Annotated in this window: 21 protein-coding genes and 5 pseudogenes; 16 read left to right on the plus strand and 10 right to left on the minus strand. The window is 63.2% G+C overall.

Translation table 11 applies throughout. The features are described from left to right. Positions 1 to 9 precede the first annotated feature (9 nt). The 10 genes from HV773_RS23255 to HV773_RS23300 are packed head-to-tail and all read left to right on the plus strand — an operon-like array spanning position 10 to position 10,908. Entirely contained in the window at positions 10 to 546 is a 537-nt protein-coding gene (locus HV773_RS23255; RefSeq protein ID WP_175196885.1) for a cupin domain-containing protein, read from the plus strand. Positions 547 to 597: 51 nt separating this feature from the next. Continuing rightward, a complete protein-coding gene (locus HV773_RS23260; protein WP_246282372.1) occupies positions 598 to 1,500 on the plus strand; it encodes an alpha/beta fold hydrolase in 903 nt (300 codons plus the stop codon). Between the two features lie 20 nt (positions 1,501 to 1,520). Next, entirely contained in the window at positions 1,521 to 2,408 is an 888-nt protein-coding gene (locus HV773_RS23265; protein ID WP_175196886.1) for an IclR family transcriptional regulator, read from the plus strand. Further along, the gene (locus tag HV773_RS23270; RefSeq protein ID WP_175196887.1) at positions 2,405 to 3,226 is read left to right on the plus strand and encodes an SDR family oxidoreductase; all 822 of its coding nucleotides are present in this window, start codon (positions 2,405 to 2,407) and stop codon (positions 3,224 to 3,226) included. The genes HV773_RS23265 and HV773_RS23270 overlap by 4 nt, the downstream gene beginning before the upstream one ends. Next, the gene (locus HV773_RS23275; protein WP_175196888.1) at positions 3,219 to 4,877 is read left to right on the plus strand and encodes a thiamine pyrophosphate-binding protein; all 1,659 of its coding nucleotides are present in this window, start codon (positions 3,219 to 3,221) and stop codon (positions 4,875 to 4,877) included. Before HV773_RS23270 ends, HV773_RS23275 begins: the two co-directional genes overlap by 8 nt. Beyond that, positions 4,870 to 5,703, plus strand: a complete 834-nt coding sequence (locus HV773_RS23280; protein WP_175196889.1) for an aspartate dehydrogenase — start codon at positions 4,870 to 4,872, stop codon at positions 5,701 to 5,703. The genes HV773_RS23275 and HV773_RS23280 overlap by 8 nt, the downstream gene beginning before the upstream one ends. 20 nt (positions 5,704 to 5,723) lie before the next feature. Next, on the plus strand, positions 5,724 to 7,217 hold the full coding sequence (locus tag HV773_RS23285) for an aldehyde dehydrogenase (protein ID WP_175196890.1): 1,494 nt from the start codon (positions 5,724 to 5,726) through the stop codon (positions 7,215 to 7,217). Positions 7,218 to 7,240: 23 nt separating this feature from the next. Then, positions 7,241 to 8,203, plus strand: a complete 963-nt coding sequence (locus HV773_RS23290; protein WP_175196891.1) for a VOC family protein — start codon at positions 7,241 to 7,243, stop codon at positions 8,201 to 8,203. After that, the gene (locus HV773_RS23295) at positions 8,200 to 9,441 is read left to right on the plus strand and encodes an NAD(P)/FAD-dependent oxidoreductase (RefSeq protein WP_175196892.1); all 1,242 of its coding nucleotides are present in this window, start codon (positions 8,200 to 8,202) and stop codon (positions 9,439 to 9,441) included. Before HV773_RS23290 ends, HV773_RS23295 begins: the two co-directional genes overlap by 4 nt. Before the next feature lie 51 nt (positions 9,442 to 9,492). Beyond that, entirely contained in the window at positions 9,493 to 10,908 is a 1,416-nt protein-coding gene (locus HV773_RS23300; protein WP_175196893.1) for an MFS transporter, read from the plus strand. A gap of 73 nt (positions 10,909 to 10,981) precedes the next feature. Here HV773_RS23300 and HV773_RS23305 read toward each other — a convergent pair. The 6 genes and pseudogenes from HV773_RS23305 to HV773_RS23330 form a co-directional block, all read right to left on the minus strand. After that, positions 10,982 to 11,101: pseudogene (locus HV773_RS23305) on the minus strand (alkene reductase); the annotation flags it as partial. An 18-nt stretch (positions 11,102 to 11,119) separates the two neighbouring features. Beyond that, positions 11,120 to 11,488 carry a DUF1493 family protein gene (locus tag HV773_RS23310; RefSeq protein ID WP_175196895.1) on the minus strand — a complete coding sequence of 123 codons (369 nt, stop codon included), beginning with the start codon at positions 11,486 to 11,488 and terminating at the stop codon, positions 11,120 to 11,122. Position 11,489: 1 nt separating this feature from the next. Further along, on the minus strand, positions 11,490 to 11,921 hold the full coding sequence (locus HV773_RS23315; RefSeq protein ID WP_175196896.1) for an STM2901 family protein: 432 nt from the start codon (positions 11,919 to 11,921) through the stop codon (positions 11,490 to 11,492). A 207-nt stretch (positions 11,922 to 12,128) separates the two neighbouring features. After that, complete coding sequence (locus tag HV773_RS23320) at positions 12,129 to 13,253, minus strand: alkene reductase (RefSeq protein ID WP_175196897.1); 1,125 nt, start codon at positions 13,251 to 13,253, stop codon at positions 12,129 to 12,131. 77 nt (positions 13,254 to 13,330) lie between these two features. Beyond that, a complete protein-coding gene (gene dkgB / locus HV773_RS23325) occupies positions 13,331 to 14,137 on the minus strand; it encodes a 2,5-didehydrogluconate reductase DkgB (protein ID WP_175196898.1) in 807 nt (268 codons plus the stop codon). Between the two features lie 47 nt (positions 14,138 to 14,184). Further along, positions 14,185 to 15,444 (minus strand): MFS transporter, encoded by a 1,260-nt coding sequence (locus HV773_RS23330; RefSeq protein WP_175196899.1) that lies wholly within the window; start codon positions 15,442 to 15,444, stop codon positions 14,185 to 14,187. A 98-nt stretch (positions 15,445 to 15,542) separates the two neighbouring features. Between HV773_RS23330 and HV773_RS23335 the strand changes: the two genes are divergently transcribed. From HV773_RS23335 to HV773_RS23345, 4 genes and pseudogenes are all read left to right on the plus strand, one after another. Then, positions 15,543 to 16,445 carry a LysR family transcriptional regulator gene (locus HV773_RS23335; RefSeq protein ID WP_175196900.1) on the plus strand — a complete coding sequence of 301 codons (903 nt, stop codon included), beginning with the start codon at positions 15,543 to 15,545 and terminating at the stop codon, positions 16,443 to 16,445. A 25-nt stretch (positions 16,446 to 16,470) separates the two neighbouring features. Next, positions 16,471 to 16,590: pseudogene (locus HV773_RS36955) on the plus strand (integrase); the annotation flags it as partial. Between the two features lie 103 nt (positions 16,591 to 16,693). Further along, positions 16,694 to 17,035, plus strand: a complete 342-nt coding sequence (locus HV773_RS23340) for a type II toxin-antitoxin system RelE/ParE family toxin (RefSeq protein WP_217481933.1) — start codon at positions 16,694 to 16,696, stop codon at positions 17,033 to 17,035. Next, positions 17,025 to 17,336, plus strand: a complete 312-nt coding sequence (locus HV773_RS23345; protein WP_175196901.1) for a helix-turn-helix domain-containing transcriptional regulator — start codon at positions 17,025 to 17,027, stop codon at positions 17,334 to 17,336. Before HV773_RS23340 ends, HV773_RS23345 begins: the two co-directional genes overlap by 11 nt. A gap of 46 nt (positions 17,337 to 17,382) precedes the next feature. On the opposite strand, the gene HV773_RS23350 is transcribed toward HV773_RS23345, so the two are convergent. Continuing rightward, complete coding sequence (locus HV773_RS23350; protein WP_175196902.1) at positions 17,383 to 17,736, minus strand: RidA family protein; 354 nt, start codon at positions 17,734 to 17,736, stop codon at positions 17,383 to 17,385. Between the two features lie 73 nt (positions 17,737 to 17,809). Further along, a pseudogene (locus HV773_RS23355) lies at positions 17,810 to 18,562 on the minus strand (NAD(P)/FAD-dependent oxidoreductase); the annotation flags it as partial. Between HV773_RS23355 and HV773_RS23360 the strand changes: the two are divergent. Both HV773_RS23360 and HV773_RS23365 read left to right on the plus strand, forming a co-directional pair. Further along, positions 18,527 to 18,913, plus strand: a pseudogene (locus HV773_RS23360) (LysR substrate-binding domain-containing protein); the annotation flags it as partial. The pseudogenes HV773_RS23355 and HV773_RS23360 overlap by 36 nt on opposite strands. A 156-nt stretch (positions 18,914 to 19,069) precedes the next feature. Beyond that, positions 19,070 to 19,414, plus strand: coding sequence for a cupin domain-containing protein (locus HV773_RS23365; RefSeq protein WP_035528424.1), 345 nt, complete (start codon positions 19,070 to 19,072; stop codon positions 19,412 to 19,414). 340 nt (positions 19,415 to 19,754) lie between these two features. Here HV773_RS23365 and HV773_RS23370 read toward each other — a convergent pair whose 3' ends face one another. Together HV773_RS23370 and HV773_RS23375 are read right to left on the minus strand one after the other, a co-directional pair. Further along, on the minus strand, positions 19,755 to 20,975 hold the full coding sequence (locus HV773_RS23370) for a hypothetical protein (protein ID WP_175196903.1): 1,221 nt from the start codon (positions 20,973 to 20,975) through the stop codon (positions 19,755 to 19,757). 2 nt (positions 20,976 to 20,977) lie between these two features. Next, positions 20,978 to 21,947: pseudogene (locus tag HV773_RS23375) on the minus strand (hypothetical protein); the annotation flags it as partial.

Raw genomic sequence — 21,947 nt, forward strand, 5'->3', positions numbered from 1 at the left:
GAGAAAACGATGGCCGATGTCGAAATCGAAAGCAACTCGTGGGACCGTCCCGCCGATGCGAGTTTTGACGACTGGATGAGCAGCCGCGTGGCGCGCTACGAAACGCGCCGCTACGACTGGGACGCCCTGAAGTTCCAGGCCGATTACGACCCGAAGTACCGCCGCGCGCAAATGCGCTATGTGGGCACGGGCGGCACGGGCGTCGCGAAGGACGTGAACACAGTGCCGGCAGGCAACTTCACGTTCTCGACCATGGTGATTCCAGCCGGCAACATTGGCCCGAGCCACATTCATATGGACGTGGAAGAAATCTTCTTCGTGCTGCGCGGCAAGATGAAGGTGATCTGCGAGAAGGACGGCGAGACCTGGGAAGCCGTGCTCGGCGAGCGCGATCTGATCTCGGTGCCGCCCGGCGTGTACCGCACGGAAATCAATATCGGCGAAGAAGACGCGCTGATGTGCGTGATGCTCGGTTCGCCCAAGCCCATCACGCCGACGTACCCGCCGGATTCGCCGCTCGCGAAGATCAAGCGCGAAGCGAAGTAAAGCGACAGCGTCAAGCCCATCACCCATGAAACTGCAGCAGACACCGAAGCCATGAACGAAGCGATGCACACCGCCGCATCATCAGCCACCCCGGCAACCGCCACGCTCGAAACGCGTCTCGCGCGCTTCGCGCTGCGCGACGCTCAGGTGGGCGAGGCGCGCGTGAGCTATCGCGAGGCAGGTAGCGAGCACGCCAAAGCGGCGCTGCCGCTCGTGCTCCTGCATGGCATTGGCTCCGGCGCGGCTTCGTGGGTGCAGCAGTTCGAAGCGCTGGGCGAGGCGGCCGGAAAACCGCGCCGCGTGCTCGCGTGGGACGCGCCGGGTTATGGCGCTTCCACACCGGTCGCGAACGCGTCTCCTGTTGCAGATGACTATGCGCGTGTACTGGCCGGCTGGCTCGACACGCTCGGCATCGAGCGCTGCGTGCTGGTGGGGCATTCGCTCGGCGCGATCATCGCGGGCGCGTTTGCGGCCGCGCATCCCGAACGCGTGGCGGGCCTGCTGCTGATTTCTCCCGCCGCGGGTTATGGCGCGGCCGATGCGGCCGTGCGCGAAGAAAAGCGCGATGCGCGCCTCGCGATGCTGGCCGAACTCGGCCCACAAGGCCTCGCGGAGAAGCGCAGCGCCAACATGCTTTCGCCGCACGCCAGCGCCGATGCGCGCGAGTGGGTGCGCTGGAACATGGCGCGCGTTGTCCCGCATGGCTATGCGCAGGCCACGCATCTGCTCGCGAACGCCGATCTGGCCGCCGATCTCGCGCGTTGCGCGGGCAAGCTGCCCATCGCCGTTGCCGTGGGCGCGCAAGACACGATTACCCCGCCGCCGGCTTGCGAGCGGCTTGCGCGCATCGCGCAAGCGCCGTTCCAGATCGTGCCGCACGCGGGCCACGCAGGTTATATCGAGCAGCCCGACGCATACAGCGCACTGATCGATATGTTCTGCGCTGAACATTAAGTACTACGGAGCTTAAAGGCATGACACCCGACGTGGCCAACGCGTCCCCCGACGCTGACGCAGACCGCAACGACACGAGTTATCGCGTGCCGGGTCTGGAGCGGGGTTTGCGCATTCTGACCGAGTTCTCGCCGCGCGAGCCGGTGCTCGGCGCGCCCGAACTGTCGCGTCGCCTTGGCATTCCGCGCACCACGGTGTTTCGCCTGTTGCAGACGCTTGAATCGCTCGGCTTTCTGGAGCGCGCCGACCGCGACCGCAACTATCGCCTCGGCGTGGCCGTGCTGCGGCTCGGCTTCGAATACCTGAGCTCGCTCGAACTGACCGATCTCGGCCTGCCGTTGATCGAGGCGCTGCGCGACGCCACCGGGTTGACCTCGCATATCGTGATTCGTGACGGACGCGACATCGTGTTCGTCGCCAAGGCGCAAAGCCACGCGCCCATTTTCAGCTCGGTGAAGGTCAATGTGGGCACGCGACTGCCCGCGTACGCCACGACGCACGGCCAAGTGCTGATGGGCGATCTCACGCTCGACGAATTGCGCGAGATCTATCCGGAGCCTCAACTCGAACGCTTCACGCCTTCCACGCCGGAAACAGTCGAAGCGCTGTACGAGCGTATTCGCGAGGATGCGGAGCGCGGCTACGCTGTGAGCGAGTCGTCGTTCGAGCGCGGCATTTCGGTGGTGTCCGCACCGGTGCGCAACGACACGGGCCGCATCGCGGCCGTGGTGACGACCACCATTCCGCGCCCCGGCATCGACACACAACTGCTCGACAGCGGCCTGATCGACAAGGTGCGCCACACCGCCGACGAACTCTCGAAGCGCCTGAACTATCGTCCGCAGGCGTTGAAGGGCACGAGCAAGAGCAAGGGTACGGACTACATGAAGGCATTGGGGATCAAATGATTCAACTCGACTTGACCGGCCAGGTTGCAGTGGTGACGGGTGGCTCATCCGGCATCGGCCTCGCCACCGCCGAACTCTTTCTGCATGCGGGCGCATCGGTCGCGATCTGTGGCCGCGACAGCGACCGCCTCGCGCGCGCCGAACGCGAACTGCGCGAGCGGCATCCGCAAGCGCAACTGCTGGCCGCGCGCTGCGACGTGCTCGACGCCGCCGACGTGGCTGCATTCGCCAGCGAAGTCGAAAAGCGCTTCGGCCGCGCCGACATGCTCGTGAACAACGCGGGCCAGGGCCGCGTCTCCACCTTCGCCAATACCACCGACGAAGCCTGGCGCGAAGAACTGGACCTCAAGTACTTCAGCATCATCCGCCCGACGCGCGCGTTCCTGCCGATGCTGCGCAATGCCGCGAATCAAGGTGATGGCAACGCCGCAATCGTCTGCGTGAACTCGCTGCTCGCTTTGCAGCCCGAGCCGCACATGGTGGCGACCTCGTCGGCGCGCGCGGGCGTGCTCAGCCTCATCAAGTCGCTCGCGGTGGAACTCGCGCCCGAGCACATTCGCGTGAACTCGATCCTGATCGGCATCGTGGAGTCGGGCCAATGGCGCCGCCGCTACGAAGCCGACGGAGAGGCACAGGCCGCCGGCCAGAGCTGGGAAGACTGGACCCGCGAGCTCGCACGCAAGAAACACATTCCACTCGGCCGCTTCGGCCGTCCCGAAGAAGCGGCCCAGGCGCTGTTTTATCTGGCCACGTCCCTGTCGTCCTATACGACGGGCAGTCATATCGATGTATCTGGAGGCGTTGCACGTCATGTCTAATCAAACCACCGTCGGCGAACTGATCGCCGCCTTCCTCGAACAGTGCGGAGTCCAAACCGCTTTCGGCGTGATCTCGATTCACAATATGCCGATTCTCGACGCCATCGGCCGGCGCGGCAATATCCGCTATGTGGGCGCGCGCGGCGAAGCGGGCGCGCTCAACATGGCGGACGGTCTCGCGCGCGTCTCGGGCGGTCTCGGCGTGGCGTTCACGAGCACTGGCACGGCGGCGGGCAACGCAGCGGGCGCGATGGTCGAAGCGCTCACGGCAGGCACGGCGGTGCTGCACATCACCGGCCAGATTGAAACCGAATACCTCGATCAGGACCTCGCCTATATTCACGAGGCGCCGGACCAGCTCGCCATGCTCCAGTCGATTTCGAAAGCCGCGTTCCGCGTGCGCTCGGTCGAGACCGCGCTGCCGACTATCCGCGAAGCCGTGCGCATCGCGCAAACCGCGCCGAGCGGCCCGGTGAGCGTGGAGATTCCCATCGACATTCAGGCCGCGCTGACCGAGTGGCCCGTTGACCTGAGCGCCCCGCACCTCACGACGCTCACGCATGACGAAGCGCGCGTGGAGCAACTGGCGAACGAACTCGCAAAGGCCAAGCGTCCGCTGCTGTGGCTCGGCGGCGGCACGCGCCATGCACGCGCGGCGGTCGAGCGTCTGGTGGCGCTGGGCTTTGGCGTGGTGACGAGCGTGCAAGGCCGCGGCGTGCTGCCCGAAGATCATCCGGCCACGCTGGGCGCGTTCAACGTGAGCCCCTCGGTCGAGCGCTTCTACAAGACCTGCGATGCGATGCTCGTGGTGGGCTCGCGCCTGCGCGGCAACGAAACGCTCAAGTACAAGCTCGGCCTGCCGCAGCCGCTTTACCGCATCGATGCCGACGCGCTCGCCGACAACCGCGGCTACCGCAACGCGCTGTTCGTGCACGGCGACTCTGCGCGCGTGCTCGATGCGCTCGCCACGCGCCTCGAAAACCGCATCAAGGTCGATCCGCAATTCGCCGCCGATCTGGCTGAAGCGCGCGAAGTCGCCGTGTCGGATACGGCGAAGGGCCTCGGCCCGTACCGCCGCCTCGTGGAATCGCTGCAGCACGCCGTGGGCCGCGACTACAACTGGGTGCGCGACGTCACGATCTCGAACAGCACGTGGGGCAACCGCCTGCTGAAGATTTTCTCGCCGCGTGCGGGCGTGCATGCGCTCGGCGGCGGCATCGGCCAGGGCATGCAGATGGCGATTGGCGCGGCGCTCGCGAACGCTGCCGCGAAGACCGTGTGCCTCGTGGGCGACGGCGGCCTGATGGTGAACGTGGGCGAGCTGGCTACGGCCGTGCAGGAAAAGGCCAACGTGATGATCGTGCTGATGAACGATCAGTGCTATGGCGTGATCCGCAACATTCAGGACGCGCAGTACGGCGGCCGCCGCATGTTCGTCGATCTGCATCAGCCGGAGTTCTCGCAGTTTTGCGCGAGCCTGGGGCTGAAGCACTTCCGCCTGTCGTCGCTCGACGACGCCGATCGCCTGATTCAGGAAGGCATGGCATTCGACGGCCCGGTGCTGCTCGAAGTGGACATGAAATCCGTGGGCAGCTTCGAGACGGTTTTTGCGGGCCCGCCGGTGCGCAAAGAGGAGCCCCAGAATGCATAACAACCAGGCGAACCCCATGCCACACGCACCTATCGACATCGCAATGATCGGCTTCGGCGCGATCGGGCAGACGGTGTATCGCGCAGTCGCGGCGGACCCGCTCGTGCACGTCTCGCACGTGATCGTGCCCGAGCAGCATGCCGCCGCCGTGCGCGAGCAGGTGGACGGCGCAGTGGAAGTGGTGTCGTCGGTGCGGGCGCTGTCGACCAGGCCGCAGTTCGCGCTCGAATGCGCGGGCCATGCGGCGCTGATCGATCACGTCGTGCCGCTGTTGCAAAGCGGCACCGATTGCGCGGTGAACTCGATCGGCGCGCTCTCCGATGTCGACTTGCTCGAACGCCTGTCGCTCGCCGCCGACGAAGGCGGCGCCACCGTCACGCTGCTCTCCGGCGCGATCGGCGGCATCGACGCGCTTTCGGCGGCCAAGCTCGGCGGCCTCGACGAAGTGCTGTACACGGGCCGCAAGCCGCCGCTCGGCTGGCTCGACACGCCGGCGGAAAAGGTCTGCGATCTGCGCACGCTCACGAAGGAGCAAGTGATCTTCGAAGGCAGCGCACGCGAAGCGGCGCGGCTCTTTCCGAAGAACGCGAACGTGGCGGCTACCATCGCGCTCGCGGGTCTCGGGCTCGATCAGACCAAGGTGCGCCTGATTGCCGATCCGGCGGTAGAGCGCAACGTGCACCGCATCGTGGCGCGCGGCATGTTCGGCGAAATGTCGCTGGAGATGTGCGGCAAGCCGCTGCCCGACAACCCGAAGACCTCGGCACTCACCGCGTACAGCGCGATTCGCGCGCTACGCAACCGGGCCGCGCGCTGCGTGATTTAACGAACGAAGAGACCTCAGACATGACTCCATTCGATACCAGCCTCGTGCCGACCGGCGATATCCTGATCGGCGGCGAGTGGCGCCAGGGGCGCGCCGCGCCCTTCGCGAGCCTCTATCCCGCCGACCAGTCGGTGAACATGGAGGTCTCGACGGCGAGCGCCGAAGATGCCAGCGAGGCGGTCGAGAAAGCGCACGCGGCGTGGAAGCACAGCGAATGGGCCGGCATGAAGCCGCATCTGCGCGCGCTCGTGCTCTACCGCATCGCCGACCTCATCATGCAGCGCCACGAAGCGCTCGCCCAATTGCAGCGCCGCGATAACGGCAAGCCCATCGGCGAAACGCGCGTGCTGGTGGCGAGCGCCGCCAACACGTTCCGCTACTTCGCGGCCTGCCTCGAAACGCTCGACGACGAACTCACGCCGCCGCGCGGCGATTACCTGACGATGAGCGTGCATGAGCCCATCGGCGTTATCGCGGCAATCACGCCGTGGAATTCGCCGATTGCCTCCGATGCCCAGAAGCTCGCGCCCGCGCTCGCGGCCGGCAACGCGGTGGTGCTCAAGCCCGCCGAAGTCACGCCGCTGGTTTCGCTTGCGCTGGCGCGCATCTGCGAGGAAGCGGGCGTGCCCACGGGCATCCTGAGCGTGCTGCCCGGCAAGGGCTCGGTGATCGGCGACGTGCTGGTGCGCCATCCGCTCGTGAAGAAGGTTTCGTTCACGGGCGGCACCGAAGTGGGCCGCGGCATCGCACGCATCGCTGCGGAAAAGCTTATGCCTGTGTCGCTCGAACTGGGCGGCAAGTCGCCGACCATCGTGTTCGAAGACGCCGATCTCGACCACGCCGTGAACGGCGTGCTGTACGGCATTTTCAGCTCGTCGGGCGAGGCATGCATTGCCGGGTCGCGCCTGTTCGTGCAGCGCTCGATTTACGACACGTTCATGCAGCGGCTTGTGGAAGGTGCGCGCAAGCTGCGCGTGGGAGACCCGACGCGCGAGAACACGCAGATGGGGCCGCTCATCACCGCGAAACATCGCGAGTCGGTGGAGCGCTACGTTGCGATTGGTCTGGAAGAGGGCGGTCGACTGCTGTGCGGCGGCGAGCGTCCTGTGGGCGACGGTCGCGAGAACGGCTTCTTTTATCAGCCGACCATTCTGGAAGGACTCCAGAACAGTGCGCGCATCTGCCAGGAAGAAATCTTCGGACCGGTACTGGTGGCCATGCCGTTTGACGACGAAGCCGCGCTCATCGAAGAAGCCAACGACAGCGTGTTCGGTCTTGCCGCCGGCATCTGGACGCGCGACTACAAGCGCGCGTGGCGCGTGGCGCGCAAGCTCGAAGCTGGCACGGTCTGGATCAATACCTACAAGCTGTTCTCGATTTCCACGCCGTTCTCGGGCTGGAAGGAGAGCGGCATGGGCCGCGAGAAAGGGCGGCTCGGCATTCGCGAATACATGCAGCAGAAGAGCCTCTACTGGGGCTTGAACGACGCGCCGCTACCCTGGGCCAACGCCTGAGCGCGCGCAACGGAGCAATGAACATGACGATTCTCGGCATCGAACAGATTACCTACGGCGTGACCGACCTTGAAACCTGCCGCCGCTTTTTCGCGGACTGGGGTTTGAAGGAGACGTCGCATGACGAAACGCGCGCGCGCTTCGAAACGCTCAACGGCTGCACCGTGCTCGTGGCCGACGCGAACGACGCGTCGCTGCCCACTGCATTCGAAGCGGGCCCGACGCTGCGCGAAGTGACGTGGGGCGTGGCCACGCGCGAAGAACTCGACGCGCTGCGCGAGCGCCTGAAGGACCAACCCGGCTACTACAGCGACGCCGACGCGGTGGGCTGCTTCGACCCGGCCGGCATGGCGATTCGCGTGGAAGTCACGCGCCGTCGCGAGATCGACCTGAAGGGCTCGCTGTCGAACGTGTGGGGCCAGACGCTGCGCGTGGATACGCCGTCGCCCATCTATGAACGCGCGGAGCCGGTGGAAGTGGGCCACGTGGTGTTCTTCACGAACTGCCTCGCGGAACAGGAAAAGTTCTATCACGAACTGCTCGGCTTCGAGACCTCGGACCGCTATCCGAATCGCGGCGCGTTCATGCGCTGCGCGCCGCACGGCGGTCACCACGACCTGTTCCTGCTCGCGCTGCCCGACGGCAAGAAGGGCCTCAATCACGTGGCGTTCACGGTGCGCGACATCCACGAGGTGTTCGGCGGCGGCCTGCATATCAGCCGTTGCGGCTGGACCACGCAACTCGGTCCGGGCCGGCATCCGGTTTCGTCGGCGTACTTCTGGTACTTCAAGAACCCGGCGGGCGGCCTGATCGAGTATTACGCCGATGAAGACGTGCTCACGCCCGAATGGCAGCCGCGCGAGTTCGAGCCGGGCCCGACCGTGTTCGCGGAATGGGCCATCGACGGCGGCCTCGACGGCAATACGCGCCGCCAGAAGAACGCCGAAGCGCCGCAAGGCAAGTTCATGACGGAGCGTAAGCAATGAGCGACGCACAGGAAAACAGCGCACAGGATGCGCCGCGCACGGTTGTTGTGATCGGCGGCGGCCAGGCCGCGGGCTGGATCGTGAAGACGCTGCGCAAGGAAGGCTACGCGGGCCGTCTCGTGATGATCGCCGACGAAGTGCATCTGCCCTACGAGCGCCCGCCGCTTTCGAAGGCCGTGCTCGCGGGCGAGGCCGATATCGAAACGGTGCGCATTGCGAAGCCCGACGAATTCGCGGCGCTGAATGTCGAAGCTTGGCAGCCCGACTGCGCGACGGCCATCGACCGCGCGGCGCGCGTGGTGACCACGCGCTCGGGCCGCGAAGTGAAGTACGACCGCCTCGTGATCGCCACGGGCGGCGCGGCGCGCAAGCTGCCCGCGAGCGTGGCGAAGAGCGCGCACGTGACCTACCTGCGCACGCTCGACGAGGCGATGGCGCTGGGCGAGCGGCTGCGCCGCAGCCAGCGCGTGCTGGTGGTGGGCGGCGGCTGGATCGGGCTCGAAGTGGCCGCCACGGCGCGCAAGCTCGGCGTGGAGGCCACCGTGGTGGAAGGCGCGCCGCGTTTGTGCGCGCGTTCGCTGCCGCAGGACGTCTCGGACTTCCTGCTCGATCTGCATCGCGCGAACGGCGTGGACGTGCGGCTGAACGCGTCGCTGGTTTCGCTGGAAGACAGCGCCCAGGGCGGTGTACGCGCGACCTTTGCCGACGGCAGCACGCTCGACGCGGATTTCGCCGTCGCCGGTATTGGCCTCGCGCCGCATACGGCGCTGGCCGAGGCAGCGGGGCTTGCCGTGGAAGACGGCATCGTCGTGGACGAATTCGGTGAAACTTCGGACCCCTGCATTTTTGCGTGCGGCGACGTCGCAAACCATCCGAACGCGTGGCTCAAGCGCCGCGTGCGGCTGGAGTCGTGGGCCAATGCCCAGAACCAGGCGATTGCCTCGGCCAAGGCTGTGCTGGGCGTGAAAGCGCCCTATGCGGAAATTCCGTGGTTCTGGTCCGACCAGTACGACGTGAATCTGCAGATTCTCGGCGATATTCCGGCCGGCGTCGCACCGGCGCTGCGCGGCAGCCTCGGAGAAAAGCGCGCGACGCTGTTCTTCGTGGTGGACGGGCATCTGCGCGGTGTCATCGCGATCAACTCGGCGCGCGACCTCAAGCTCGCGCGTAAATGGATGAGCCAGGGGCGCGCGGTCGATATCGCGGCGCTCACGGACACCAGCAAGGCGCTCGCTTAAGGCAACACTACGGCAGCACACAAGAGACAACACGGAGACGGGACGACAGGCATGACAACTTTCGACACTACACTCGGTCAGAGCGGCGGCGCCACGGTCGTCGAGCCGTACAGCGGACCGCTCACGCGCGGCTCGATCATTGCGCGGCTCGAGCGGCTGCCGGCCAATGCCATGCAGGTGCGCGCGCGTCTCCTGATCGGCCTGGCGACTTTCTTCGACGGTTTCGATGTGATCGCGATTGCCACGACGCTGCCGATCCTGATCCAGAAGTGGCATCTCACGCCGTGGGAGATCGGCTTTCTGATCGCCTCGGGCTCGGTCGGCCAACTGTTCGGCGCGTTCCTGTTCCCGTGGTTCGCGGAGCGCCAGGGCCGCGTGCGCGCGATCGCGTGGAGCTCCGGCATCATCGGCGTGACGAGCATTGCGTGTGGCTTCGCGCCGTCGTTCATGGTGTTCGCCGCGCTGCGCGTGATTCAGGGCTTGGGGCTGGGCGGCGAACTGCCCGTGGCCGCAACCTATATCAACGAGGTTAGCCGCGCTCATGGCCGTGGACGTTTCGTTCTCCTCTATGAGATCGTGTTCCCAGTCGGCCTGCTGGCGTCGAATGCGCTGGGTGCCTGGATCGTGCCGCGCTTCGGCTGGCAGACGATGTACTTCATCGGCGCGATGCCGCTGGTGCTGTTTTTCGTGCTGCGCAAGCTCGTGCCCGAGTCGCCGCGCTGGCTGGCCGAACGCGGCCGCCTGCAGGATGCCGACCACGCCGTGCATGCATTCGAGCGCACCGCCAAGGGGCCGCTCGACCCGGTCACGAACGCCGCTGATTTCGACGCCCTCGTGAAGCGCCATCCGAAGCGCAGCATGAAGGATCTGTTCGGGCCCGCGTACCTCAAGCGCACGCTTGCGGTGGCCATGTTGTGGATGACGTGCGGCTTCATTCAATACGGGCTGTCCACCTGGTTGCCCACGATCTACCGCAACGTCTATCACGCGCCGCTGCAACTCGCGCTCAATCTCGCGGTGGCTGCGTCGGTGCTCGGCGTGCTGGGTTCGCTCACCTGCGCGCTGCTGGTGGACAAGGTGGGCCGCAAGCCCATCATCAACGTCTCGTTCGTGCTGTGCGCCGTGTCGCTCGCGCTGGCCGGCATTTGCCACGCGATGTCGGTCTACGTGGTGGCGACGTTCTGCGCGCTGTCGCTCGGCTTGCTCGCATGCGGCTTCATTACCGCCTACGTCTACACGCCGGAGCTTTATCCCACCAGTATCCGCGCGATGGGTTGCGGCATGGGCGGCGCATGGCTCAAGGTGGCGGCCATCTTCGCGCCCACCATCGTTTCGAAGACGATGATCGGGGGCAATCTGGACGTGGCCTTCTATATTCTTGCCGCCGTGCCGTTTCTCGCGGCCATCACCGTGCACTTGCTCGGCATCGAGACCAAGGGCAAGGTGCTGGAGCAACTGGAGGCTTGAGCCTCCAGCCCGTTGTCTCCAGCCGGTAGGCTTTCTTGAACCGCGCTCGACACGTTGGGCTTCGGCGCTGCGCTTACGCAGCCGCCGCGGCCTCGTCGTCGAGCGCGGGATAGTCTGTAAGACCTTTGGCGTCGCCGCCGAACAGCGTTTCGCGCTGGTGCTGCGCGAGCGGCGCGCCCATGCGCAGACGCTGCACGCGAATTCTGTGCAATTAATTACGCGCGCTTGCCGCTTCGATTTCCGCCGTATTCCATTTGCCTCGCCGCATCGCCTCAGCGAGCATCCCTAGCGTGATTGGCACAAGCGGGGCATCGCGGAACTTCTTTGAGAATAGCCCAGCAACAGCGCGCACAACGTCTAATGAGTCTGGGCCGAAGTATCGGGCATACGGAAAACCGTCCGGAGCTTCGATGTTGAACTTTTCCGCCCACTTGTCGATAAACTCAACGGCATCCACGCCGGTAAGGCGTAAATCCTCTTCAATCCGGGATTCCGGCTTTAGCTCAAGGCGTCCGAACAATGGACGGCCTAGTTCTCCGCGCGCGAAAGCCTCAAGCTGCTCCCAAATCTGGTCTGCCATATCAAAGAACCCGGTCTTCAGCCTTCGCCAGGCGGTTGTACGTGGAAATCGTGTTTTGCATGATCAAGAACGCGTCTCGGCCCAGCATTACCGTCCCAACTACCGGAATAGTGCGGCCCACAAACGCACCTAGACTCCGGGTCATGGCGATGCGAAGCCCTCCCGCTCCCGCCCTTACTATGGTTGGCAACCGAACCGCCACGTTAAACGGCAAAAGCCTACGCGCGGCCATCGACACAACAGACGTGCCGGCGACGGCCCCGGCCAGTTTGCCGGCAACGGGCACATTGTTTTGACCCAAGAGAATAGCCGCTGCTGCGGCTAGATCGTCCATGCCCAATTCTTTGCGGGTTTGATCGAGTGCGACGTAGAAAAACAGTTCACCAGCACTGATATTTCGGTGTATGCCGTATGAATATAAATTCACGCTCATATCTGGGATATACGGTTTTAAGTGCCGTCACTTTACCGTAACGCCATACATCTCAAAAGACGTTAGGGAAGCCTGCGCGAAAGCCATCTGGCGCGGCTTCAGGAGCGTTCATGTCGCGGCAAACACATTGCAGACGTTACGGGCTGGCGGCTACGCCGACAACTGTATATAGGCCGATGCGTTTAAGGACCCGATAGCGCGCTGCGCTTACGCAGCCGCCGCAGCCTCGTCGTCGAGCGCGGGATAGTCCGTAAGACCTTTGGCGTTGCCGCCGAACAGCGTTTCGCGCTGATGCTGCGCGAGCGGCGCGCCCATGCGCAGACGCTGCACGAGATCGGGATTGGCGATGAACGGACGACCAAACGCGATCAGATCGGCCCAGCCCGCATCGATGGCGTCGCGTGCACGCTCGCCCGTGTAGCGGCCCGCGTAGATCAGCACGCCGGGATACACCGCGCGCAGTTGGCGCTTGAATTCGAGCGGCATATGGGGCGCGTCGTCCCAGTCGGCTTCGGCGATATGGATATAGGCCACGCCAATCTCGCCGAGTAGTTTGGCCGCGCCGAGATAGGTGGTTTCCGGATCGGCGTCTTCACAGCCGTTGAGCGTCGTGAGCGGCGCGAGGCGGATGCCGACGCGCAGTGCGTCGCCCGTGCCTTCGACAAGCGCACGCGCCACTTCGCCGAGAAAGCGCAGGCGGTTGTCGAGCGAGCCGCCGTATTCGTCGGTGCGCGTGTTCGCGTTCGAGTCGATGAACTGGTTCACGAGATAGCCGTTCGCCGCATGCAGCTCGACGCCGTCGAAACCGGCTTCGATCGCATTGCGCGCCGCCGTGCGGTACTGGTCCACGATCTCGCGAATTTCATCGACGCTCAATGCACGTGGTTCGGATGCCTGAACAAAACCCGGAACGCCATCGTCGTCACTGGCGATGAACACGTTCACGCCCTTAGCCTGAAGCGCCGACGACGACACCGGCTGCTCACCGCCGAGCAGGCTCGTGTGGCTCAGCCGGCCCACGTGCCAGAGCTGCGCGAAGATGTGGCCGCCTTTGGCATGAACCGCATCCGTCACCTTGCGCCATCCTTCGATCTGCCCGGCCGTGTGAATGCCGGGCGTCCACGCATAGCCCTTGCCGAGCGGCGCGATGTACGTGCCTTCGCCCACGATGAGTCCGGCGTCGGCGCGCTGCGCGTAGTACTCGGCCATCAGCGCATTGGCTTCGTCGCCGGGCTGGCTCGCGCGCGAGCGCGTCATCGGCGGCATCACGATACGGTTGGGCAGCGTCAGTGCGCCGAGTTGGAAGGGCTGGAACAGCGGATCATGCTTCACGATGTATTTCCTGTTCTAGTTCGCGGCGCACGCGCCGCGAACATTCAAATTGGGCTGCGAGACTTCAATCCTGCTGATTAATCCCACTGCGCCGCGAGACCCTCGGGGCTCACTTCGCGGCCATTGCGCTCCAGCGCCGCGATTTCCGCCATGTCTTCGCCGCTCAGTTGCAGCGTTTGCGCGAGCAGGTTGCTGGCGAGGTTTTCGCGCTTCGTCGACGAAGGAATCACCGAGTAGCCGAGGCGCAGCGCCCAGGCAAGCGCCACCTGGGCCGGCGTGGCGTGACGGCGTTCGGCAATCGCGCGAATGACCGGGTCGCCGAGCACCTTGCCGTAGGCGAGCGTCATATACGACGTCACGTGAATGCCTTCCTGCTGGAGGAAGCCCACGAGCTTGCGGCCTTGCAGATACGGGCTCAATTCGATCTGGTTGGTCGCAATGTTCTCTTTGCCCACCACCGCGATGGCCTGCTTCGTGAGCTCGATGTTGAAGTTCGAAACGCCGATCTGCTTCGTGAGACCTTGCGACTTGGCCTCGGCGAGCGCGCTCATGAATTCTTCGAGCGAGACACCGTTGTTGGGCGCGGGCCAGTGGATCAGCGTGAGGTCGACTTCGTCGGTGCGCAGTTTCCTGAGGCTGTCCTTAAGGCTCGGAACGAGCTTTTCGCGCGAGTAGTTGTCGACCCAGATCTTCGTCGTTAGGAACAGGTCCTTGCGCGCGACGCCCGAGGCGGCAATCGCTTCGCCCACTTCGGCTTCGTTGCCGTAGATCTGCGCGGTGTCGATGGTGCGGTAGCCGAGTTCAAGGCCGTTGCGCACCGAGTCGATGACCACCTGGCCTTGCAGTCGGAAGGTTCCAAGACCGAATGCGGGAATGTTGCTCATGAGGTTCTCCGGGGCAGTGATAAACGCGAAATACGATTGAACAGAATTCAGATATGGGTCGGCGGGAGATCGTGCGCCGAGCTGTGCTGCGGCTGGTTGCGCTGCAAGGCCATCTGCACGAACACCAGCGCGAGACCCGAAGCGGCGATCATGGCGCCCACGATGGGCACAGCGGCATAACTGAAGCCCGCCGAAATCGCGGCGCCGCCCGCAGCCGCGCCCAGCGCATTGCCGAGATTGAACGCACCCACATTGACCGACGAGGCGAGCCCCGGCGCTTCCGAAGCCGCGCGCATGACGCGCATCTGCAAGGGCGGCACAACGGCAAACGTGGCGATGCCCCAGACGACCACCGCAATCGCGGTGCCGATGTGATTGCGCGCCAGCAGCGGGAAGGCCAGCATAATGGCCACCAGCAGGCTCAGGAACACGATCAGGCTGCCGTTGAGCGAGCGGTCCGCGAGCCGGCCGCCGGCCACGTTGCCGATAGAAAAGCCCACGCCCACGAGCACCAGCATGACCGTCACGAACGAAGGCGATGCACCGGAAAGGTGTTCGAGCGTCGGCGCGATATAGGTGTAAAGCGTGAACATCGCGCCGGCGCCCAGCACCGTGGTGGCCATCGCCATCAACACGACGGGGCGGGTGAGCACCTTCAACTCGCCGCGCACGCGCGGCACTTTTCCGGCTTCGCCCTTGGGCAGCGCCATGCGCAGAATCAGCATTGTGAGCACGCCCAGCGCGGCGGTGGCGGCGAACGACATGCGCCAGCCGATCGTCTGGCCGAGCCATGTAGCTGCGGGCACGCCGCCGATGTTGGCGATCGTCAGGCCCATGAACATGGTGGCGACGGCACTGGCCTGCTTGTGACGCGGCACGACGCTTGCCGCGACCAGCGAGCCGAGCCCGAAGAACGCACCGTGGTTGAGGCTCGTGACGAGTCGCGCGAGCAGCAGCGTGGTGTAGTTCGACGACACCGCCGAAAGCAGATTGCCGATGACGAAGAGACTCATGAGCGCGATGAGCGCCTTTCTGCGCGACCAGCGCGAGAACGCGAGCGTCATCAGCGGCGCGCCGACCATCACGCCGATTGCATAGGTGGTGATCAGCATGCCGGCGGTCGGGATCGACACGTGCACGCCCTCGGCGATCACGGGCAGCAGCCCCATCGGCGAAAACTCGGTGGTGCCGATGCTGAACGCGCCCATGGCGAGCGCCAGCAACGAAAGCCACGCGCTTCCTTGTTCGCTTTCTCCCGCGCTTGCCGGTTGAACCAGCGCGGATTTTTCGGGTGCGTTCACGCTCATGCTCGGTGCTCCATTACGTTTAGTGGACGTAGTGTGCACCCTTTACTTTTGCGGAAAAACTCGCTTATAAAGGAATATGTTTTGATTTGAAATCAACAATGAAAATCACCCTGGATGAGCTGCAAGCCTTTGTCAGCGTGGTCGACAGCGGTTCCATCACGGCTGCCGCGCACCAACTCGGCCTGACGATCTCGGCCACGAGCCGCACGCTTGGGCGTCTGGAGGACAAGCTCAAGACCACGCTGCTGCGCCGCACGACGCGGCGTCTGGAATTGACCGAGGAAGGGCGTGCGTTTCTGAACGACGCGCGGGCGATCATTGCTTCGGTGGAGGGCGCGGAGGAGCAGATGGCCGCGCGCCGCGAGCGGCCGTCGGGCCGGCTGCGCGTGGATGCGGCCACGCCGTTCATGCTCCATGTGATCGTGCCGCTGGTGCAGGGCTACCGCGAGCGCTACCCGCAGGTGGAACTAGAACTCAATAGCAATGAGGGGATCATCGACCTGCTGGAGCGGCGCACTGATGTCGCGATCCGCATCGGCGCGCTCAAGGACTCCACGCTGCACGGCAAGCTTGTGGGCTGCAGCCGCGTGCGCATTCTCGCGAGCCCCGCGTATCTGGAGGCCCATGGCCACCCGAAACGCGTGGAGGACCTCGCGAAGCACGCGCTGCTGGGGTTCAATCAGCCCGAGTCGCTCAACGTCTGGCCGATTCTGGGGCCGGACAACGAGCCCTATCGCATCGCGCCGGCCATCTGGTCGTCGAGCGGCGAGACGCTGCGCCAGCTTGCGCTGGCCGGCGCCGGCATTGTCTGTCTATCCGACTTCATGACGGCGCGCGACCGGCGCGATGGCGCGCTCGTGCCGCTTTTCGCGCGCCAGACTCAGGAGGTCCGGCAGCCGATTAATGCGGTTTACTACCGGAATACCGCGATTTCGGCGCGCATTGCCTCGTTTGTGGATTATTTGATCGAGACGGTGCAGGGGACGGAGTTTGGGCGCTAGCGGGTCGTCAGGCGAGCGAAGCCTCCGCCATAGCGCTGCCACCGACATTGCCAACTCAGGCATCTCCATCAAGGTTGGGATAGGGCTGACCGCACACAAGCCCGTCGCGCAGTTCATGATGTATTTGCATACAGAGGATGCACCGGGTCCGACGCGCGCAGTGCTGGCATAGCCCTTAGATGAACTCCGGCATCCGACTCGTTGCTCCTTCATCCTTGACCTGCATTCGTCTATAAACGAAAATAGCAATGTACCGAATCGAGCACTACCTGACGGCCGACGGGCAGAAGGATCTCTACACCGACTGGCTGCGGCGCTTGCGAGATATGCAGGCCAAGGTGGCGGTCATCCGGCGCGTCGCCCGCATTGAGCAAGGCAACTTCGGCGATCACAAGTTTTGCCGCGATGGTGTGTGGGAACTGCGTATCGACGTGGGGCCGGGCTACCGCGTGTACTACGGTCAGTCGGGCCAGCGGCTGGTGCTGGTGCTGCTGCTGTGTGGTGGCGACAAGCGCACCCAGGATACGGACATAGACCGGGCAGTGGGCTACTGGCAGGACTGGCAACGGAGATTGGACGATGAGAAGTAGACCCCATGACGAAGCGATGGCCGATTTGTATGGAAGCGATCCGGCGCTCGCGCTCGAAGTTATCAACAGCATCTTGGCCGATGGCGACCAGGCCGAGTTGCTGACTGTGCTGCGCCAGATGGCGCAGGCGTTCGGCGGCGTGCAGGCTGTGGCGGAGCAGGCGCACCTGAATCCGACCCAGCTCTATCGCACGTTGTCGCCGAAGGGGAATCCGGCGCTCAGCAGCTTGTCCGCCATTCTCAAGGCGATGGGTTTGCGGTTGGCGGTGCAGCCGTTGGCTACACCGGCCCACGTCGCTTGATCACTCATCGCTACGACGGGAGGATTGTGTGGATTTGCGCCAATCCTTACTGCGCGGCCACCACGGCAATCTCCACCAGCAAATGCGGCGCGGCGAGCTTCGCTTCGACCGTCGCGCGTGTGGGGGCCTGGCCTTGCGGCACCCACGCGTCCCAGACTTCGTTCATGCCCGCGAAGTCGCGCTCGATGTTGGAAAGCCAGACTTGCGCGGAAACGAGCCGTGTTTTGTCGATGCCGGCTTGAGCGAGAAAGCCGTCGATTTTTTCCAGGACTTTTGCGGTTTGGACTTTGACGTCGGGGGTTGGGTCGGCGGAAGTCTGGCCGCCTACGAAGACGAGGCCGGCTGCCTTGACGACGCGGCTCATGCGTTGGTTGGTTTCGAATCGGATGATTTCGGACATGGTGGTGGTGGCTCCTTTGCCTTGGTGATGGATTTGAGGTTGGGTGAAGAGAAAAGTGGCGCGCGGCGAGGTCTCAATGCGCAGCCACGGTGACCGGCTCTGCGGCGTTCGGGTGACTGGAGTGGTTGAATCGATCAATCGAGAACGCCTCAAGCGAAACACTGGCCGCGCCATCGAGCATCAATTCCGCAACGAGTTGCCCACAACCGGGTCCGAGCTGAAAGCCACTGCCGCAATAACCGAACGAGTAATAGAGCCCGCTCGCCGTGCGGCTGGCCGATATTACGGGTAACGAATCATCGGTAAACGCTTCAACGCCCGCCCACGCGCGATTGATTCCCAGATGGCGCAGATGCGGAAACAGATCGACAACGGTTTGCGCGCTCCGCACGAGCCGCATGAAATCGACTTCGCCATGCCGCCCCGCCATATCCGCGATGCCGATGAGCTTGCCGCCAATCACGACCGTGCCGTTATCGAACTGCTTGAACGACAGCGGCCGCCCGGTCGCGCCCAACGTCGCGCGGCAGAAAGGGGCGACGCGTTGCGTGACCATCAGCATCAAGCCTTCGGGATGCATCGGCACCGGCTCGCCCGCCTGGCGCGCGAGCTCGCCTGACCATGCGCCCGCCGCGACCAGCAGCTTGCGCGCCGCGAACGGGCCGCGTGGCGTGTGCGCGAGCCAGCGTTCGCCGCGCGGCTCGATGCGCGTGACTGGCGTGCCTTCATGAAATCGCGCACCGTGCTTTTGCGCGGCAAGTCGAAACGCCGTGGTCGTGCGATACGGCAACGTGTGATCAAGCCCGCCGATCTCGCGGGCGAGTCGTTCATCTCGTTGTGCCACGGTGATGGCACGCGCGCGCAAATGGATGAGGTGTTCGAGCGCGCGGGAGTCGAGCGCGTGCTGGCGATCGAGGCGCAGTATTCGGCGATCTGCTGCGAGATGGTGCGATGTGGGATGGGCGTGACGCTCGCGCATCCGATCGTCGCGCTCGATTTTGCCGGGCCGGATATTGTGATCAAGTCGTTTTCGCCGGCGATTCTGTTTCCGATGTATTTGTTGTTTCCGCCGCATCGGCCGCGCGAGCGGCTGGCTTCGGCGTTTGTGGAGGTGCTGGCGGCGGAGCATGCTGCGGCGCTGGGGACGCCGGTGAACAAGCTGCGGGGGCGGGGGTAGTCCCGCTCATCGAACCGCTGTCTGACGCGGTTGGCTCTTCCCGGGGTTCAATGAGTCGGTGTCGAAAATAGATGAGTTGGTGTCGTAAGCGTACAAGCCTCAGTAACGCTTTTGACCTAAGGTGATGGACCCCTTATCCGATCATCTGGAGCTGACATGTCCGATTTCATCACCGTTTTGCGCGAAACCTGCCCGACTCCGGTCGTTGACGCCACCAAGTGGAAGCGTATCGGCGGCGATCCGCACACCGTGAACCTCAACGCTTACCTCTCGAAGGACGGTAGCAAGATCATGGGCACGTGGATCTGCACACCGGGCAAGTTCGAGGTGAACTACGAGAAGTGGGAGTTCTGCCACTTCCTCGACGGCTACTGCATTATCACGCCGGAAGGCGAGGAGCCGGTGCACCTGAAGGCGGGTGATGTGTTCGTGATTGAACCCGGCATGAAGGGGACCTGGGAGGTGGTGGAGACGGTGCGCAAGTACTTCGTGTTCGCCTGAGCAGGTCGGGCGCGCGTACCGGCATGGCATCGTCACCGGCACGCACCCGACGTCCAGCTACAGGCAGGCGCACCGCGCCGCGCTCGAATGGATACGGGAACACGTAGAGGAAACGTCGTGAGCCGCGACGAACTCAAACCCGGCGATATCGTGGGCGTGGTGAAATCCTGCAATTCGCCGGGGAGCGCTGCACGCCCGCCGAGGTCTTCAGGATCGAAGCGGATAAAGTCTGCGTGCGTATTCTCGCGGGCGAGCGTAGAGGCGAATGGCTCGCGCTCCAGCTCGCCGCAGAGAATCGCACATGGCGGCGCAGATAGCCGCGCCGGTTACGGGCGGCGGTTCATTTGGCCGTCTCCGGTTTGCCGTCCGGTCCGGTGTTGCCGCGCAGCTTGCTATCGGGGTATGCATTCCATCGCCAGGTTTTTACCGGCCCGCTTTCGAGACTGTGGCCGCCGACACTGCGCAACAGCGCGCGCTCCGGAAACTTCTCGCCCTTGCGGAGTAGCTGTGCATCGTCACCGCGCGGAGCGCTCTCGTCATAGTCACCATAGGCACGGTAATAGCCCGTTTCCTCGACCGGCACATCAGGTGGGCTGCCCTGATCCCATAGCAGTTCACGGCGATACGCTTCGAGTTGATGGAGCTGCTCGTCATTCGAAGGATAGTCCTCCATAAGTTCAATCTTGGAAAGCGGCATATCGAATTCCGCTGCGCCCTTCAATAGTTCAGGCTCAAGTATTTTGCCGATTGAGACCGTTCCGCCAATTTCATATATTCCCTTCGATATTCTATTTTTTGGATACGCAGCGAATTTCAAGTATCGGGCCTCTCCCGGGGGGATTTTCACAATGTTATTGGTGTAATCGTTAGCATTTATAAAATCTTTTGAACCGAATATCATTGAAAAGTAGCCATCTTTCTGACCGGCCGGCCTACCTCCAATTTCGATATTCGAAGCCTTGCTTATTGGGTTGAATTTACCTTCCCATGTAGCCGGACTGCTAAAAGTGATCACACTCTTGCCACTGTTCCTAAAATTGAATGTCACTACAAGCTTTCCATCCTTCTGTGCAATTTCGGCTGACGCGTCAAGTTTTGCAACGGGCGTTCCGGTCTTGCAGAACTTCGTGATGAGTTCGCGCGTGGGCGTCAGCACCGCGCGGCCGACATCCTGCGGTATTGACGGAGTATCCATGAAGACGTTTACCTCGCGCCCATCCTGACACGTTACGCTTGCCGAGAAGAAAGTGGGGTTGCCCGGACGCAAATTCGGCACGTCTTTCATCGCACACACCGTGTTACGCATGTTGCGCATCGTACTGCGATCTTCGTCGGAGATATCTCCCTCAAAGACGCCAATTCCGGATAGGGATGGACCTTCTCCCATCGTATCGCCCCGGAATACCGCCAGAAAGCGATTCCCCCTTAGACCAATGGAATCCATCGAGTTGAACATCGTGCCGCCAGTAATGCTAAACCCCATGAGTTCATCTTTTGCCATAACCGCCTCGCAAGTGGATAGTGCTGCAATAACAGTGAATCCCAATAGTGCTCTTTTCATGTTCATGCCTCGATATGGGGGACAACCTTCCAGTCCCAGCCTGTTTGCCTGCCAAACCAGTCCCTCACCCGATTCAGGTAGTACGAGGGCATTTTTACTCCCGGATCATAGACACCCGGACCCATCAGCGTCGTGCGGCCGATACCCTGCCACATGTTCTTGTCGGCGCTTGCAGTCGCAAGCGCCAGATCGATCTTCTGCTGTTTGTCAATATATTTCTTGTGGATCGCGCCGCCCTGATCGTAATACTCGTCCGGGAAAGAAAAGAGGTGTCCCGTCTCGTGCTGCTGAACATGCTCATTGGGAATCGGCTCCCAAGAAACCTTGTCTTTGCTGAGTCGAATATTTCGCTCACCCCAATTCCCAGAATCTGCACGCGTAGCCGTTGGATAAAGATTCACCTGAGCATGATGCGTTTCCTTTGCATCGGTCACGAAATCGATAATGAACTTGATCGCGATCTGTGCTGCACAACTCGATGCGCCTTTATTCTCCGCAGATTTCGGACATGTCTTGATTGTCAGTTTGTATCCGTTCTTGTTCAGAAATTTTTCAATCTCTGACTTCATATTCGGCAGGTTCGTAATCTCCTTTGCAGGACGTCGCTCCTTTATAAAGGACTCGGCGTTATTCACATTGGTGTCCCGTGTGGTTTCGTAGGGAACGGTCTCGATTACCTTGGGATTGCGGGGATCAACCTTTCTTACCCGCATCGGCACGACAAGGACAATCACCCGCAGCATAATCGTCCTGCTTGCAGCATCGAACGCGATATCGAATGTTCCCCGGGCGCCTGAATACTTCAGGTATGTTTGCTTCTTGGTCGTTGGATCAAGCAACGGTCTTCCGTCTTCATATATGCCCCAATAGTCTCCGCTCTCCATATCCCATGTGACGGTGGATCTGGGAATGTCACGCAACGTGCGCTGGCATGGCTCGGTGGTGGTGTCCCCAACCGGGATCGTCCGTGCG

Origin of the sequence: Paraburkholderia caffeinitolerans, from assembly GCF_902859945.1 — a bacterium.
Classification (GTDB): domain Bacteria; phylum Pseudomonadota; class Gammaproteobacteria; order Burkholderiales; family Burkholderiaceae; genus Paraburkholderia; species Paraburkholderia caffeinitolerans.